General features: G+C 60.8%; 9 protein-coding genes and 2 pseudogenes. 3 read left to right on the top strand and 8 right to left on the bottom strand.

The features are described 5' to 3' along the window. Positions 1 to 11: 11 nt before the first annotated feature. Positions 12 to 785: a helix-turn-helix transcriptional regulator gene (locus IAE48_RS02835; RefSeq protein WP_128482459.1), complete on the top strand. Its 774-nt coding sequence runs from the start codon at positions 12 to 14 to the stop codon at positions 783 to 785. Between the two features lie 18 nt (positions 786 to 803). Here IAE48_RS02835 and IAE48_RS02830 read toward each other — a convergent pair whose 3' ends face one another. Beyond that, positions 804 to 1,598, bottom strand: coding sequence for a helix-turn-helix transcriptional regulator (locus IAE48_RS02830; protein WP_200133397.1), 795 nt, complete (start codon positions 1,596 to 1,598; stop codon positions 804 to 806). A 103-nt stretch (positions 1,599 to 1,701) separates the two neighbouring features. On the opposite strand from IAE48_RS02830, the pseudogene IAE48_RS02825 reads away from it, so the two are divergent. Next, positions 1,702 to 3,153, top strand: a pseudogene (locus IAE48_RS02825) (MFS transporter). Positions 3,154 to 3,176: 23 nt separating this feature from the next. Here the strand turns inward: IAE48_RS02825 and IAE48_RS02820 are convergent. From IAE48_RS02820 to ygfK, 3 genes are all read right to left on the bottom strand, one after another. Further along, positions 3,177 to 4,622, bottom strand: coding sequence for a nucleobase:cation symporter-2 family protein (locus IAE48_RS02820; protein ID WP_200133396.1), 1,446 nt, complete (start codon positions 4,620 to 4,622; stop codon positions 3,177 to 3,179). Positions 4,623 to 4,715: 93 nt separating this feature from the next. Continuing rightward, a complete protein-coding gene (ssnA, locus tag IAE48_RS02815) occupies positions 4,716 to 6,050 on the bottom strand; it encodes a putative aminohydrolase SsnA (protein WP_200133395.1) in 1,335 nt (444 codons plus the stop codon). After that, entirely contained in the window at positions 6,047 to 9,151 is a 3,105-nt protein-coding gene (ygfK, locus tag IAE48_RS02810; protein ID WP_200133394.1) for a putative selenate reductase subunit YgfK, read from the bottom strand. Before ygfK ends, ssnA begins: the two co-directional genes overlap by 4 nt. Positions 9,152 to 9,563: 412 nt before the next feature. Here ygfK and IAE48_RS02805 point away from each other — a divergent pair. Then, positions 9,564 to 10,340: pseudogene (locus tag IAE48_RS02805) on the top strand (XdhC family protein); the annotation flags it as partial. 64 nt (positions 10,341 to 10,404) lie between these two features. Here the strand turns inward: IAE48_RS02805 and arcC are convergent. Genes arcC through dpaL form a run of 4 tightly spaced genes read right to left on the bottom strand, consistent with a single transcriptional unit; the run spans position 10,405 to position 15,270 of the window. Continuing rightward, complete coding sequence (gene arcC, locus IAE48_RS02800) at positions 10,405 to 11,337, bottom strand: carbamate kinase (RefSeq protein ID WP_200133392.1); 933 nt, start codon at positions 11,335 to 11,337, stop codon at positions 10,405 to 10,407. Further along, positions 11,334 to 12,755, bottom strand: a complete 1,422-nt coding sequence (gene hydA, locus IAE48_RS02795; RefSeq protein WP_200133391.1) for a dihydropyrimidinase — start codon at positions 12,753 to 12,755, stop codon at positions 11,334 to 11,336. The genes arcC and hydA overlap by 4 nt, the downstream gene beginning before the upstream one ends. 51 nt (positions 12,756 to 12,806) lie before the next feature. Beyond that, positions 12,807 to 14,018, bottom strand: a complete 1,212-nt coding sequence (locus IAE48_RS02790) for a YgeY family selenium metabolism-linked hydrolase (protein ID WP_200133390.1) — start codon at positions 14,016 to 14,018, stop codon at positions 12,807 to 12,809. A 52-nt stretch (positions 14,019 to 14,070) separates the two neighbouring features. Further along, on the bottom strand, positions 14,071 to 15,270 hold the full coding sequence (gene dpaL, locus IAE48_RS02785; RefSeq protein WP_200133389.1) for a diaminopropionate ammonia-lyase: 1,200 nt from the start codon (positions 15,268 to 15,270) through the stop codon (positions 14,071 to 14,073). Positions 15,271 to 15,282: the final 12 nt, after the last annotated feature.

Here is a 15,282-nt window from a genome sequence, read left to right as displayed (position 1 = left end):
TTGAATCTCAAATGCCAAACAGCATAGATAAAGCGCCAAGACATGACGACGCCATTGGCTGGTCAAACCTTGCCAGAGGTTATCAACGCGGAGAGATCGATCCGCCCCATTACCATCTGGAAGGACAACTGCTGTTTGCCACCCGTGGCGTGTTGCTGGTAGAAACCGGTGAGCGGCGCTGGGTGATCCCGCCGCAGCGCGCATTATGGCTGCCGCCGTTACAGGAGCATAGCTATACGCTGCTCTCGCAGACTGACCTGCGCACCCTCTACTTCAGCCGCTCGCTGATTGCGGAATGCAGCAACTTCACCAAGAGCGAACTGGTGCATGTGATTGGCGCGACGCCACTGGTGAAAGAGCTGATTGCGGGGCTGTTCAGCCATGAGTATAAAGCGCCAAGCCAGCGGAGAATGGCGCTGCTGTTGCTGGAGATCCTCAGCGAAACAGAACACCTTGCCGCTGAGCTGCCTCTGCCGCAGGACGAACGCCTCGCCCGCGCCGCCAATGAATTACTGATCGGTCAGCGCTGGGACGCGTCGCTAAGCGATCTGGCCCATATTGCAGCGATGTCGGAACGCACCTTTTCGCGCCAGTTTATCCGCGACACCGGTTTTAGCTTCAGAAGCTGGAAGCAGCGGGCACGCATCTGCGCCTCGCTGGATCTGCTCTCTAACGGCATTCCGGTGAAGCAGGTCGCTTACCAGCTCGGCTTTTCCTGTCCCGCCGCTTTCACCGCGGCCTTCCGGGCGATTCTTGGCGCGACGCCGCACGAGTTTTTGCCCTGAACTGATTCCCGTTATTCGCTACCCGGCTTCTTGCTGGTGTTGGGCATAAACCACCAGCCGCAGGTGGCGATCTTCGTCGATAATCAGCGTGGTGTGCTCGAATGGCACGGAATGCTGATCAATCCACAAATGGCGCACGCCGTTGCACGGGGCGTGGACATCATGCTGCCGCCACCAGCCGCTGAACTCAGGCGACACGCGCTCCAGCTCCTCTACCAGTTCGACAATATTGGTGCTCTGGCTGGCGCGGGCGAAGTCGCGGCGAAAGCTCGACAGCATCAGCGGAGCCTGCTGATGCCAGGCGACAAAACGCTCCTGCAGCAGCGGATCGGTGAACAGCAGCCAGAGCAGGTTACGCCGCTCGGGCGCGTGGCGACTGAAGCCGAAAAGCCTATCCGCCGGGGCGTTAAAGCCCAGCACATCCCAGCGCAGGTTGAGCACAAAGGCGGGGTGGGGGAGATCGTGCATCAGGCGGCGCACCAGCGGCGGCAGTACGCACCAGGTTTTGCCCGGTTCGGCCGGTGGGCGCGCGTGGGTGAGCATAAAGAGATGACGGCGCTCGGCCGCATCGAGTTTCAGTACCCGCGCGAGGTTGTCGAGAAACTGCGCCGAGACGCCAATATCGCGCCCCTGTTCAAGCCAGGTGTACCAGGTTAAACCGACACCGGCCAGCGCCGCCACCTCTTCGCGACGCAGCCCCGGCGTGCGGCGTCGGTTGCCGCTCGGCAGGCCGACATCGGCGGGCGACAGGCGCTGGCGGTGCGCGCGTAAAAAGGCTGCCAGATCGGGGCGGGTTCGTTCCAGAGTTCGCATCTCGGCTCTCGTTGCTAAAAGTAATAGTATAAATGGTTAAATTGTAACGGCTTAATGAAGCAGGGAGAATCGTTGCACACTCCGCTGATAATGGAAATGCGTTATGAAATCCTCTTCTTGTGCTGCGATCCCCTGCGATCGCACTCCCGCCGCCGCGCCGCCGTGGGCAGGCTTAGCCGTACTGCTGCTGGCGGGCTTTGTCACCATTTTCGATCTGTTTGTGGTTAACGTCGCCATCCCGAGTATGCAGACCGGGCTGGGTGCCAGCTTCGCGCAAATCAGCTTTATCATCGCAGGCTACGAGTTGGCCTTCGGCGTACTGCTGATCACCGGCGGGCGGCTCGGCGATCGCTTTGGTCGCCGTCGCCTCTTTGTCTTCGGTATGGCGGGCTTTACCCTCGCCTCGGCACTCTGTGGCCTGGCACCAGGCAGTGAAACGCTGATCGCCGCCCGCGTGTTGCAGGGGCTCGCAGCGGCGCTGCTCTTCCCGCAGGTCTACGCCTCGATTCGCGTTAACTTTGACGGTAATGACCGACGCCGCGCGTTTGGCCTGCTCGGCATGACGCTGGGGCTGGCGGCGATTGCCGGGCAAGTGTTGGGTGGCGGGCTGATTCACGCCAATCTCTTTGGCCTGGGCTGGCGCACTATCTTTCTGATTAATATCCCGGTTGGCGTGATTGCCATCGTTGCGGCTCGCGCGATCCCCGAATCTTTCGCGCCGCAAAAACCGCTGCTCGACGGGCGCGGCGTGCTGCTAATTAGCACCGCGCTCGCACTGTTACTGGTGCCATTGATCGAAGGGCCAACCCAGGGCTGGCCCGCGTGGACGCTCTGCTCACTGGGTGCGGCAGCGGTGCTGCTGGTGCTCTTTTATCGCCAGTAGGAGCAGCGTCGGATTGCAGGCTTATGGCCGCTGGTGGATATGCGCCTGCTGGCGCAACGCCATGTCGCGCTCGGCGTGGTGCTGGTGCTGCTGGTCTACTCCACTTCCAGCTCCTTCTTTCTCTGCTTTGCCCTGCTGGTGCAAAACGGGTTTGGGCTGGACCCGTTACAGGCGGGGCTGATTTTTGCTCCCTGTAGCGTCGGCTTTGTGCTGGCATCACTCGCCGCACCGCGGCTGGTGGCGCGCTGGGGGATCCGGGCGATTATCGGCGGGGCGCTGATCTACGCGCTGTTTATTGCCGCGCTGATTGCCCAGGTGGCGATGGCGGGGGCGCAGCTGAACCCCGTTACCCTGATCCCGGTGCTGGTGATTGTCGGCGCCGGGCAGGGGGCGATCATGACGCCGCTGCTCAATCTGGTGCTCGGCTACGTTGACGAAGCGCAATCCGGCATGGCATCCGGCATCATCTCTACCGTCCAGCAGGTCGGTGCCGCGCTGGGCGTAGCGGTAGTGGCGATGCTGTTCAATGCTGCCCTGAGCGATGCCGGGTCAGTTGTGCAGGCGGGGCAGTACGCATCGGCGTTTGTCGCGGGCATGCTCTGTAATCTGGCCGTCTCGGTGGCGATCTGCCTGCTGTTACTGGCCCTGGGCACGCAGCGGCGGGCGGTGTAGGGCAGCCCGCCGGGGCGAGCGCATCACGCTTTCTCCTGCCGCTCTTTTTGCACTTTGCGCAGCAGCAGCCACATTCTGACGGTGCGCACCGCCACATTACGCGCGGCGGCGCTGGGCGGCAGCGGATCGGGGGAGGGAGCGTGTTGGGAGAATTTAAACGGCGCGCTGCCGTTGAGGGTCAGATTGGCGACAATCGCCGTCAGCGTGCCGATGGTGATGCCGCTATGCAGAAACAGCTGCACCGTTGGTGGAAACTGGATAAACAGCGTCGGCACCAGCACCGGCATCATCCCCAGCCCGAGCGTCAGCGCCACCACCATACCGTTATTGTTGTTGCGATAATCGACCTGCCCAAGGGTACGAATGCCCGAGACGGCAACCATGCCGAACATCACAATCCCCGCGCCGCCCAGCACCGGTTTGGGGATTAACACCACCAGCGCCGCCAGTTTGGCAAACAGCCCCATCAGCATCAGAATCACCCCCGACATGGCAACGACAAAACGGCTGCGCACGCCGGTGAGGCCAATAAGCCCGACGTTTTGCGCAAAGGCGGCATAGGGGAAGAGGTTAAACAGCCCGCAGATCATGGTTGCCAGCCCGCAGGTGTTAAGGCCGTTACGCAGCATCCGCGCATCGACGTTTTTGCCGACAATATCGCCGGTCGCCATCATCGACGACATGGTCTCCACCATCACCACCACCATTACCATCGACAGCAGGGCGACGGGCAGCAGGTGAAACTCCGGTTTCGCAAACGGCAGCGCCTGCGGCAGATGCAGCCAGGGCGTCGCCTGCACCAGCTGAAAATCGAGCGGTTTAAACACGCTCCACAGTAGCGTGCCGACCACCAGCCCAATCAGCACCGAGGTGTTTTTAATCACCCCGGAGGCGAAGGTGTAGATATTGAGGATCACCACCAGCGTCACGGCAGCCATCAGGAGCGAAATCAGGTCGCCAAAGCCATGCATATCGCTTGCGCCGCCGCCGACCCAGCCACCGGCGACGGGCAGAATCGACAGGCCGATAAGCGTGACGATACTGCCCATCACCACTCTGGGAAAAAAGCGGATCAGCTTACTGATCCACGGCGCGCAGCAGAGGATAAAGATCCCCGAGATAATCACCGCCCCGGAGATGCCGCCGAGGCCATACTCCTTCCCAATCAGCACCATTGGGATTAGTGCTGCGAAGGTGCAGCCCTGGATCAGCGGCAGCCGACAGCCAAGCCACTGCGTCACCCCCAGCGACTGCATCAGCGTTGCGCCGCCGCAAATAAACAGATCGGCGCTGATGAGCAAAATAATCTGTTCTGCCGGCAGCCCGACCGCGTTGCCCACCACTAGCGGCACCGCCACCGCACCGGCATACATCACCAGCACATGTTGCAGGCCATAAAAAAACATCTGCGTAACGGGCAGAACCTCATCAACGGACGCGGCCGAAGCCGCCATAGCACTCTCTTTCATGAGTTCTCTCTCCTGTGCGGATCGGGCAAACCACTCAACCCTACCGTGTAGCGCCTGCCCGCCCGGCTTGCACCAACGGGCGGGCAGGCGGGGTCAGTTCAGGGCATCCATTCTTGCCCATAGCCGTTTCGCCACCGCCTGCGCCTCGGCAAACAGCGGCGCGCAGTCGAGGGTAAAGCGGCGATCCTGGTAAATCATCCTGCCGTTCACCATCACGCTGTGCACGCTGTTGGAACTGAGGCCAAACGCCAGATGCCCGGCGACATTCGCATCAACCAGCGGCGTCGGCGGCAGATAGTCGCAGATGGTCAAATCCGCTTTATACCCCGCTTCGATACGGCCAAAGCGGGCGTTGAAGTTGCGGTTCAGCACTTCGTTGCCGTTATAGAGCGCACGGGCGAAGCTGTCGGGCCACAGCGCGCCGCCCGCATCGCGGTGCTTGAAGAAGGCGAACTTTAGCTCTTCAAACATATCGGAGCCGATGCCGTCAGTGCCGAGGGCAAGGTGGCGGAACTGCGCCAGCCGGTGGTTATAGCCGACGTGGTTATTCATGTTTGAACGGGCGTTATGGATCAGAAAACCGTCGTGGGCATTGAGCAGCGAGATGTCGATGTCGGAGAGATAGAGCCCGTGGGCGACAAGGGTTTTGTCATCAAGCAGGTCATACTCAGCCAGCCGCTCCAGCGGATCTTTTCCATAGTGGTGATGGCTATGGGCGACATCATAGCGATCCTCGGCGACATGAATATGCAGCCCGCGCCCGGTCGCTTTTCGCGCCTCACTGAGCATCACCAACCCTTCGTGCGGCACGGTGAAGGGCGCATGCGCGCCAATACAGGCCTCGACCAGATAAGGTTCCTGCTCTTTTTGCCGCGCGGCGTCGATCTCTTTGGCAAAGCGGATATTCTCCTCCACGCCTTTACACACCTCGCGCAGCCCCTCGTTGCGGTCGGTGGTCTCAAAGCAGGTCATACCGCGCAGCCCGACGGTGAGAAAAGCGCGGCGCAGCTGGCTGAGCGAACCGGCGATATACCCCGGTGAAGCGTGATGATCAATCACTGCCGTGCAGCCGCTGCGTACCGCTTCCAGCGCACAGATAAGCGCGCTGTAGTAGAGCGACTCGGCGTCGATGGCCCGGTCGAGCCGCCACCAGAGGTTTTTCAGCGTCGAGATAAAATCGGGGCTGGGGGCGATTTTCGCCTGAATCCCGCGCGATAAACCGGAGTAGAAGTGGTTATGGGCGCAGACCAGGCCGGGCATCACCAGCCGACCCTGCATCTCAATCACCTGCGCGCCCATATAGCGCTGCTCCAGCCCGCTATCGACCGCGAGGATCAGGTCATCTTTAATCGCGATATCGACCTGCTGCCACACTTTCGCCGGGAAGAGCTGCGCGGCGGTGGCATTTTTCAGGATGGTGAGACTCATTGTTCTACCTCGCTAAGCAGATAGTGATAGTGCTCATGGACGTGGCCGATAATGCGGCACATCGCCTCCAGCTGCGGCGGCACATGATCGAAATGGCCATCCGCATCGATATCCAGCTGCCACTGCTGATCATGCTGGCGGATAGAGACGCGCTGGTTGTCGATGAAAAAGCCGGGATTGTGGCTGTTGAGGAAATCCTCTTCGAGGCTGAAGAGGGTCACTTTGTCCTGATAGGGTTTCCCCTGCCACGGGCAGAACTGCGCGCAGTTGCCGCACTCGTTGCACCAGGCATCCAGATGCAGGGTCTGGAAACGGTTGTTGAAGCCGGGGATCGGCAGCGAGATATTCGCCCGGTTCGGGCAGACATCGACGCATTTGCTGCAAATGTAGCTACAGGCCAGGCAGCGGCTCGCCTCCTGAGCGACAAAGCTCTCGCGATCTGCCTTATCCGCCTGCGCCAGAGCGATGTCGCCTTTGCGCTGATAAATCTCCGCCGGGTCGACATTGCTCCAGTATTTGCTCTGCTGATGGCTGGCGAGACTTTCGCGTGCAAGGATCGCCTCCGCTGCCCGCCGGGCATTGCCGATGGCAGCGACAATCGACGCCGGGCCATGTTGCACATCGCCAATTAAAAAGACGTTAGCGAGGCGCGTTTCACCCTCGGCATTGACTGCCACGCGGCCCTGTTCATCAACGGGCAGGCCGAATGCCGACAGCGCCGCGTTATCCTGCTGCTCGCCGATGGCGGTAATGACACTATCGACCTGCATGGTGCGCGTTTTGTCTGTGGCCAGCGGCTGGCGTCGCCCTGCGGCATCAGCCTCACCGAGCTGCATCACGCGCAGGGTCAGCGTGCCGTCTGGCGCAAACTGCTCCGGGTTGCTCAGCCACGCAAACTCCACCCCTGCACGGCGCGCCTCTTCATACTCTTCACGCCAGGCGGGCATCTCTTTGCGCGAGCGGCGATAAACCACGGTGGCACGCTCAACGCCCGGTATGCGCAGCGCCGCGCGGGCGCAATCCATCGCCGTGTTGCCCGCGCCGATAATCGCCACATGTTTACCCGGCTGCAAAGGCTCGCCGCGATGAAAGGCGCGCAGAAACGTCAGCGATGAGTGAATATTCGGGTTATCGCCGCCCAGCGCCACCGCGCGGCTCTGATCCGCGCCGGTCGCCACCAGCACATAGTGAAAACCCTGCTTTTGTAACTGCCCGATGGTCAGGTGCGGATCGCAGCCATAGACGATCTTCACGCCGTGCTGCACCACGAAATCAATATCGTGCTCAATCAGCTCAGCCGGAATACGAAATGGCGGAATGATATTTTTCACCACGCCACCGGCGCTCGCTTCGCGCTCAAACAGCGTCACCGGATGCCCGGCGCGGGCGAGAAAGTAGCCGGCCGCCAGCCCGGAAGGCCCGGCACCGATCACCGCTACCGGATGGCGTGAACCGGAGCCTGCCGGTTTATGCCAGCGCAGTTGATACTCTTCCCACCCCTTTTCCAGCGCCACCTTCTTCAGCTCACGAATATTTACCGCGCTCTCATAATCCAGCCGCGTGCAGTTGTACTGACATTGGTGATCGCAGATATGACCCGTCATCGCCGGGAGCGCATTACGCTGGTAAATCAACGCCAGCGCATCGGCGTAGCGCCCCTCACCAAGCAGGCGAATATACTCCGGGATATCCTGTTTGATGGCGCAGGCACTGACGCACGGCGCAACATAGCAGTCGGTGGCGGGCAGCGGGCTGGCGACCTCGATGCGATCGTCCGGCTTCCACCCTTTCTGCGTGTACGCCATGGTGATGGCGCGCTCCGCCAGCGCGTCGAGGCGCGCGACATCAATAGCGGTCATCTCCCAGCCCCGCGCCTGCTCCAGCTCGCGCAGGCAGGCGGTGAGGCGCAGATAGCCGCCCGGTTTCAGCAGATCCGTTGCCAGCGTGATCGGGCGAATGCCGGTCTCGAAGATGTCGCGAATGGTGAGCTGACTGGCACCGCCGGAGTAGGAGATCGGCAGCTTGCCGTCGAAGGCGCGCGACAGCCGGGCGGCAACATTGATGGCGAGCGGGAAGAGGGCGCGCCCGGACATATACATCTCGCCGCCCGGCAACACGCCGCGGGTATTGACCGTGCCGAGGGTGTTGGTCAGCTTGACGCCGAAGCTGCGCTGCTGCCCGGCCGCCAGCGCCATCAGCCGGGTCAGCATCGCCACCGCCGGGGCAAACTGTAAGTCGTGGGCGAAGGACTCCTCATTAAGCACAATCTCCTCAAAGCCGCAGCGGTCAAGGATCTCGCGTACGCGCCCGTAGCCCAGCAGGGTCGGGTTGAGTTTGACGAAGGTGTTGAGCCGCTTCTCCACCAGCATATAGCGGCAGATGGCTTCAATCTCATCCGGCGGGCAGCCGTGCATGGTGGAGAGCGTCACACCCTGCACCAGCGTGGCGGGAATGCGTTCAGAAAGGGATTGCAGCCTGGCCGAGCGGGCATGATTTGGCAGGCGGGCGAGGAAGTCGGCGTTATTCAGGCAGTGATGCAGAGTGGTGCGATAGAGGTGAAATTTTGGCTCTGCCGAGGCGTCCATCATGCGGGCGATAAAGGTCTGCATCGGCGGCTGCTTGATCCCCTCAAGGTTGTAGCCGACGCTCATATTGAAAATAAACGATTTATCTTCTGTTCTCGGCGTCTGCGGGAACACCGCATCGAGCAGATGCAGCACAAACCAGGCTTTCAGGTACTCATCCCAGGCCTTTGCCAGGGTGAACTCCGTCGACCACTCGGTATTAAACCCGGCATCAGCGGCATCAATACAGGGTTTTTCAATCTCAAGGCGATCGAGGATCTGCACGGTTTTTAATTCGATAAAACGCCCGCCTGTCAGCCAGGCGGTAATAATATTTTGCGCCAGCTGCGTATGCGGTCCGGCGGCGGGGCCAAGCGGGGTGGCGCAGGTTTCACCAAATACCGTAATGGGCCGCGAACGATCGGTTGAATAAAATTGCTGTTCGGGAATGCCAAATATTGACCGCTGGCTCTGATACTCCGCAAAAATACGCGTCAGCAGCGCCTCAAACGGCACGGGGCGCATAATATCTCCCATAACCCTCTCCTCTGGCTTATTCAGATAAACGACATTGCCGCACTATTTTTCATCGCAGCGGCGAGGGGAGAGAAAGCAACAATCACACCACTCCTGGTTTAAGTGGTTGAAAGAGCGTGAAAGTGTGAGATGTCTCTAAAGTTATGCCGGTTGCGGGTGTTCATGTAAGCGGTTATCAGGCAGGCGTGATTTTCATTTTCTCAAAAAGCGCAAAGAAACTATCAGAGTGATAATTTCCCGCCTGCCGCTACGTATTAGCGTGGTTATTACTGATTAATCTTCAGGCAAATATCAGGTTCGTTTACGACGCGGCTCACGCTTTAAAAAATAAAACGGCAGACGAGTATAAATATTGCATTACTCAAAGATGAAAAAGCGTGCCACGCGCGGACTAAATAACCTTGAGGATGTTATGACGATTTTTGCAGAAGCAGCAAAACTTGAAGAGCAGAATCGGCCTTTTGCCCTGGCGCAGATTATTGACAGCCGTGGGTCAGCCCCCCGGCACACTGCGCAGATGTTGATTCGCGATGACGGCACGATCATCGGCACCATCGGCGGCGGCGTGATTGAACGCCACGTTATTAACGAGGCGCTGGAGGCGCTGCGGGAGAAAACCGCCCGCGTTTTTCATGGCCGTATGGCGCGCAGCGGGCAGAATGCGGTCGGTGCGGACTGCGGCGGCGCAATGACGGTGCATATCAGCGTGCATGGCCTGCGCCCCCGGCTGGTGCTGGTTGGCGCAGGCCATGTTAACCGCGCGATGGCGCACGCGGCGGTGCCGCTCGGGTTTGATATCGCCGTTGGCGACACCTATCTACAGAGCCTCACCTCTGATGCCTTCCTCCCCTCCATTCGGCTGGTGTATGGGCAAAACTTTGTCGATGTGATCGACAACCTCGCGATTCAGCCGCAGGACTACGTGCTGATCGCCACCCATAACCAGGATCGTGAGGCGCTGGAGCTGCTGATTGACCAGCCGGTCGCGTGGCTCGGGCTGCTGTCGAGTCGGCGTAAGGTGCAATCCTTTCTGCGCCAACTGCGCGATGCGGGCGTCAGCGACAGCGCGCTTGCCCGCCTGCGCGCGCCGGTAGGGTATGACATTGGCGCCGAGACGCCGCAGGAGATCGCCATCAGCATACTGGCGGAGATCCTGCAGGTGAAAAACCGCGCGGCGGGCGGGCTGCTCGGTCTCAACATGCCCGCACACCAACAGAGCGAAACGGAGATCGCGTGAGCAGCCCGGCCGCCGGTTACTGGCTAATCAGCGTGCCGGTTTTGCCCTCAATGCCCGCTTTCGCCTGGCGTAGCCCGGTGATCAGCGCCTGGCGGCCAGGCCGCGAGCGGGCAAAGGCGAGGGCAGCCTCCACCTTCGGCAGCATTGAACCCGCGGCGAAGTGGCCTTCGGCGATAAAACGCTCCGCATCCCTGACGGAGAGCGTATCGAGCAACTGCTGGTTGGCCTTGCCGAAGTGCAGCGCCACTTTCTCCACGGCGGTGAGAATGATCAACATATCGGCATCGATCGTGTCGGCGAGCGTGGCGCTGGCCCAGTCTTTATCGATCACCGCGCTGACGCCGCGCAGATGCTGCCCCTCACGTACCACCGGAATACCGCCACCGCCGCAGGTGATCACCACCTGATCGGCGGCCATCAGCGCTTTTACTGTCTCTTTTTCAATGATATCGACAGGTTTTGGCGAGGCGACAACCCGCCGGTAGCCGCGCCCGGCATCCTCCTTCATGGTGTAGCCCTGGCGGATAAGCGCCTGCGCTTCAGCTGCTGAAAAGAAGGAGCCAATCGGTTTGTCCGGCTGGCTGAAGGCGGCATCGCCCGCCGCCACTTCCACCTGGGTTATCACCGTGGCGACGGGAATATCGAGGTTGCGGGCGAGCAGAGCTTCACGCAGGGTATTTTGCAGATCGTAGCCAATATAGCCCTGGCTCAGGGCAACGCAGACCGACATCGGCAGCATCGGCGTGTGCGCCTCGGTTCTGGCGGCGGCCTCGAAGGCGAGGGTGATCATGCCGACCTGCGGGCCGTTACCGTGGGTGATCACCACCTGGTGCCCCAGGGCGACCAGTTCGGCGATAGTTTGTGCGGTCTGCTGTAGCGCCTGCATCTGCCCGGCGAGATCGCACCCGAGCGCATTTCCGCCGAGGGCGAGAACAATCTTTTTCTTCATAGCACACTCTCTTGTAGCAACGGTTCCGCTGACGGCAGCGTAAGCGGCTGAAAGGGTTGGCGGCGTAAAAAGCGCCCCTGGCCGGCAACGCCGGTGAATACGCCGTTATCGAAGATCACCCGCCCGCGCGACAGGGTCTGGCGGATCGCCCCCTGGCAGATAAACCCCTCCCACGGCGAATAGTCCGCATTGTCATGCAGCCGATCGTGGCGAATGGTGGTGGTGCGCTGCGGATCGATAATCACCACATCGCCATCCGCACCGGGAGCCAATAGCCCTTTTTGCGGCCACATGCCGAACAGTTTGGCCGGGTTGGCGCTGGTGAGCGCCACAAAGCGCTCGGGCGAAATACGCCCGGTCATCACTCCATAGGAGAAGAGCAGCAACAGGCGATTTTCCACCCCTGGTAGCCCGTTCGGGCAGCGGCTGAAATCGCCGCCGGAGAGGGTCTGGCGCTGAGTCAGCGAAAAGGCGCAGTGATCGGTGGCGACGGTATCGATCGCGCCATCGGCAATGCCGCCCCACAGCGCATCATTGTGGCGGGCATTACGCAGCGGCGGGCTGAGCAGATACTTCAGCGCGTCCTGGCGTTCGTAGCAGCGTTCGTCGAGCAGCAGATACTGCGGGCAGGTCTCCACCCATACCGGCTGCTGCTGCGCGCGGGCCAGACGCAGGTACTCCAGCCCCAGCTGATTGGAGAGGTGCACGATATAGAGCGGCGCATCGCCAGCCAGCCGCGCGAGATTAATCACTCTGGCGATCGCTTCTGCTTCGCACTCCGGCGGGCGGCTCAGAGCGTGGTAGCGCGGCGCGGTTTTCCCGGCATTAAGAAACGCCGCGCGGCGCTGGGCGATGGCGGCATCGTTCTCCGGGTGGACGGTGGTCAGCGCACCCGCCAGATGCAGATGGCGCATCGCCTGCAAAATCTCATCATCGTTCAGCTTGTACTGATAAGTGAGATAGAGCTTAAAACTGCTGATGCCGCTCTCCACCATCATCGGGATCTCATCCAGAATGCCGTGGTTCACATGCTGGATCACGCCGTGAAAGCTGTAGTCGATCACTGCTTTATAGGCGGCATAGTTATGGTAAACGCCGAGCTGGTGGCGCAGATGGCAGCCGGGCGGGCCAAAGCCCATATGATCGACCACCGTGGTGGTGCCGCCGCAGGCCGCCGCGCGGGTGCCGGTAAAGAAGTCGTCGCAGCTGCGGGCAAGCCCGGTATCAATGTTGAAATGGGTATGAACATCGACGCCGCCGGGCATCACATAACAGCCCGCAGCATCAATCACCTTGCAGGAGGCATCGGCCTCAATCGTGCTGGTAATCTGCTTAACCCGCCCGGCATCGATAAGCAGATCCGCGCAGGCTCTCTTGTCAGCGTTGACGATAAGGCCATTTTTAATCAGTACGCGCATAGAGACTCCAGAACGCCCGCCGCCAAATCAAGCGGGCGTGACATCGACAAACTACGCAGTCGCCAGCCAGCTCAGCGGGATCGCGGCATACATCGCCGCGCAGGTGACCAGATGCGACTTCCAGGTCTTCTCATTCGGTGCATGGGCTTCCGGCTCCTTACCGGGGCCAAAACCGATAACCGGAATGCCGTGCCGCCCCATAATCGAGACGCCGTTGGTGGAGAAGGTCCACTTATCCACCACCGGCGCGCTGCCGAACAGCCCCTCATAGGCGTTGTAGAGCGCGCGCACCGTGAAGTGATCCTCCTCCACTTTCCACGTCGGGAAATAGCACTCGGTAGGGTAGATAAGCCCGGTCCACGACGGGCGGTCATAGCTGTACATCGACACCACCGCTTCGGCCTTTTTCACCGCTGGCAGCGCGCGGATCTCCTCCAGCGCCCCCTCCCAGCTTTCGCCCCAGGTGAGGCGGCGATCGATAGAGATGGCGCAGCTATCCGCTACCGCACAGCGGCTTGGCGAGGTAAAGAAGATCTCCGAGACGGTGAGCGTGCCTTTGCCGAGAAAATCATCATTTCCCAGACGTTGCGACAGGCGCTCCAGCTCGCCGAGAATCGGAGCCATTTTGAAGATGGCGTTATCGCCGCGCTCCGGCGCGGAGCCATGACAGCTGACGCCATGCACATCGACGCGGATCTCCATGCGCCCGCGATGGCCGCGATAGATCTGGCAATCGGTCGGCTCAGTGCTGACGACAAACTCCGGGCGAATGCCGGACTGCTCAATGATGTACTGCCAGCAAAGGCCATCACAATCCTCCTCCTGCACGGTGCCGGTCACCAGCAGGGTGTACTCATCCTCAAGGCCGAGATCTTTGATGATCTTCCCGGCATAGACCATCGAGGCCATGCCGCCCTCCTGATCGGAGGCGCCGCGCCCGCCGATCAGCTCATCGGTTTCAATCCCGTGATAGGGATCAAAGCCCCAGTTCTTGATATTGCCGACGCCGACCGTATCAATATGCGCATCCATAGCCAGCAGCCGTGGGCCGTGGCCGATATAGCCGAGCACGTTGCCCATCGGGTCGATCTCCACTTTGTCGAAGCCGACGCGCTCCATCTCCTCTTTGATGCGGTGAACGACGCGCTTCTCATCACAGCTTTCGCTGGGGATGGCGATCATATCGCGCAGGAAGCGTGTCATCTCCGCTTCGTAGTGGTGTGCTTTTTCAACAATCTGTTTAAACGGGATAGCTTTAGCCATCGCTCTCTTCTCCTGTTATGACGCTTGCCGCCTGGCGGTAACGCCGGGGAAATTATTCAGCCGCCGGATGCTTGCCTGCCCACACCACCTCGCGGTAGTGCTGCGCATCGGTATCGCCTTCGGTGCTGATCAGCAGCACCACCGAGTCGCGATTAAGCTGTAAGCTTTTTCTCAGCGACTCGCCCTGCGGGTGCAGCGGGATGGCGGCGAGCAGGCCCGCGCCGACGGCACCGGATTCGCCGGAGATGATGCGCGGATCGTCGCCCAGCGGATGGCCAAGCACGCGCATGCCCAGCGCGGCGACGGCATCTTCACAGGCGATAAACTGGCTGGCGCAGTTGCGCAGGATCGTCCAGCCGAGCGGGTTGGGTTCGCCGCAGGCGAGGCCCGCCATAATGGTCTCCATCTCGCCGCCCACCTTGACGATCTCCCCCTTCACGGCGGAGCGGTAGAGGCAGTCGGCATGCTCCGGCTCAATAATCACGCTGTGGAGACGCCGGGCGTCGAAGGTTTCTGCCAGGTAGTTGAGGACGCTGGCCGCCATTGCGCCGACGCCTGCTTGCAGGAAAACGTGAGTGGGGCGGGGGGAGCCCATCTCGGCCATCTGTTCGATTGCCTCATCGATCAGCGTGGCGTAGCCCTGCATGATCCAGGTGGGGACTTTGGTGTAGCCAGGCCACGCGGTATCCTGCACCACCTCCCAGCCATTCTTTTGCGCCCGTTGCAGGGTAAAGCGCACGGTATCGTCGTAATTCATATCGGTGACGATGCACTCCGCCCCGAGGCGCAGAATGGCATCGACCCGCGCCTGCGCAGAGCCTTTCGGCATATAGATCACGGCGTTCTGCCCAAGCTGCTGCGCCGCCCAGGCGACGCCGCGCCCGTGGTTGCCATCGGTGCAGGTGGCGAAGGTGAGCTTCTCTTTGCTGCTTGCTTTGAAGTGCTCAAACGAGAAGGCGTTGATATCAAAATGATATTTCTCGCACAACAGCTGGGCGATGGCGTACACGCCGCCGAGCATTTTGAAGGCGTTAAGGCCGAAGCGCTGCGACTCATCTTTCACCAGAATCGTATCCACACCGACGCACGCCGCCAGCGCGTTCAGGGCATAGAGCGGGGTGGGCTGATAGCCCGCCAGTTTTTGATGGAACTGGCGCGCCTGCTGCGCCTGCTGGCGGGTGAAGCGCGGCGAGGCTTCGCCGGTAAAGAAGTGGTTTTCTGCAATATTGATACGCAATGGAAGTGCGGACATGTTCTAACCTTC

The organism is Kosakonia sp. S57, assembly GCF_016516575.1.
Lineage (GTDB): Bacteria > Pseudomonadota > Gammaproteobacteria > Enterobacterales > Enterobacteriaceae > Kosakonia > Kosakonia cowanii.
This window is presented reverse-complemented; position numbering and strand designations above follow the sequence as displayed.